Origin of the sequence: Brevundimonas bullata (assembly GCF_003350205.1) — a bacterium.
Taxonomy (GTDB): Bacteria; Pseudomonadota; Alphaproteobacteria; order Caulobacterales; family Caulobacteraceae; genus Brevundimonas; species Brevundimonas bullata.
Window position 1 is genome coordinate 1 of the sequence record NZ_QLLC01000078.1, and the last position, 1,564, is coordinate 1,564.

At 60.8% G+C, this 1,564-nt stretch carries 1 protein-coding gene and 1 pseudogene; both read right to left on the bottom strand.

Annotated elements, in window-relative coordinates; genetic code table 11:
- Window positions 1-232, bottom strand: a pseudogene (locus DXK21_RS16380) (cell envelope biogenesis protein OmpA); the annotation flags it as partial.
- A 168-nt stretch (window positions 233-400) separates the two neighbouring features.
- The coding region (locus DXK21_RS16385; protein ID WP_114818829.1) for an AGE family epimerase/isomerase at window positions 401-1,564 on the bottom strand (1,164 nt) is incomplete at its 5' end.

Genomic DNA, 1,564 nt, shown 5'->3' on the forward strand with positions numbered 1-1,564 from the left:
GCCAGTTGGGGTTGAAACGGTAGCCGAGGCGAGCGAACGCCGCCCAGCCGTCGTTTACTTCCCAGTTCCAGTTGGCGCCGTTGGTAGCGGCTTCCGTATTGATGTCATCGATGATGTGGTAGCCGGCATCGATAGCGCCGTACCAGCCATCGGGCTCAGCCGAAGCGGCGCCCGCCGACAGGGCCAGAGCCGCCGCCGCGCTGGAAGCCAGGATCAAACTCTTGACGCGCATATATGCGGCCCTCCGAGATCTGTTGTTCGAGGACGACGGACACGTCGCCTAACTAACCCTCTACCAGCGTTGCCGTTGGGGGTCGAGCCGCAAACGGCAGCTTTACCGAAGGTTGCAACTCCACCGTGGCCTGCCCGCTACACAAACTTAACAAAAGAGGGACACACGTTAACTCAAGGCCCGGGACGCTCCCTGTCCTCCCGCTGAAAACTCGGTGCTCCTTGTCAGCTCGTCAAACGCTGAGATGATGTGATAGAGAGAACTGGCCGGTGCGGCTTCTTCAATGAAACCGCCAGTCGGCAGCCGCGTATCGTGCCACAGACCTTCCGGCGTCAAATAGAGCCATAAGGCCCTCAGCGCCTTGGCGGCGTCTTCCATATAGACTGCACGTTCACGCCCTACAGCCCCACCAGCCATGATCAGAGCGCTCTTTAACCACTCCGTTTGCGGCCAGAGGCGCGCGCGAGCGATACGCACGGAACCATCATCATTCAGGGCGTTCACCGCCACATGATGACGTTCACTGACCCCTTCCCGCCCAGCAGCATAGAGGCCTTGAGCCACCGTCATTGCCGAAGCATCGCCACGGAGCCTGGCATAACGCGCTATCAACCAGGCCCATTCAAACTGGTGCCCAGGCTCAATCAAACGCCCGTCATCTCCTGGCGCCGCTGACCAGGCACTATCAAAGAACTCGCGCAGACGCCCCGAGACTGCATCGATAAAAGTCGTACGCGCCAAGTTAACGATCAGATCCGCCAAGTCGCGCCAAGCCGGATCGTCGCTCACCTCCTCCCACGCGAGAGCCGCTTCCAGCAGGTGCATATGGGCGTTGGACTGGTAAGGTCGCTCTCCCGCCTCACTAAGAGCGCCATTTGAGGTCGCGCGTGTCATTAACTGATCGCGGATTGCAGCGCCGCGCGCATGCGCCTCAACGCCCCCGATATCGGCCTTCAAGGCTGTGGCCAAGGCCAGAAGCAAGAAGGCCTGATCATAGATCATGACAGTGTCATCCAGCGGACGCCCCTCTGCGCACAGCAAGGTGCGCATAAGACCGTCGTGGCGAATGAAATCCGCATCCAAACTCGCCAAGCCGGTTCTGACGACACGAGGCCACGCCCCTTCCCAGCCCATCAAACCCGCCTGCGCAAAGACGTAAACTTGCCGCGCCTGCACACGCGCTCGCCTCGGCATCTCCACACGACGCGCATCCAGCGACAGGGCCTCGGCAAACGCGCCACTCTCGTTTTGCCCCAGGGTTGACCAGAGAGGCAGAGTGAACCGCGCCGGGTTTGCCGGAGGCTCCAACTCCTGAGTAAGGTGGAGCATCAT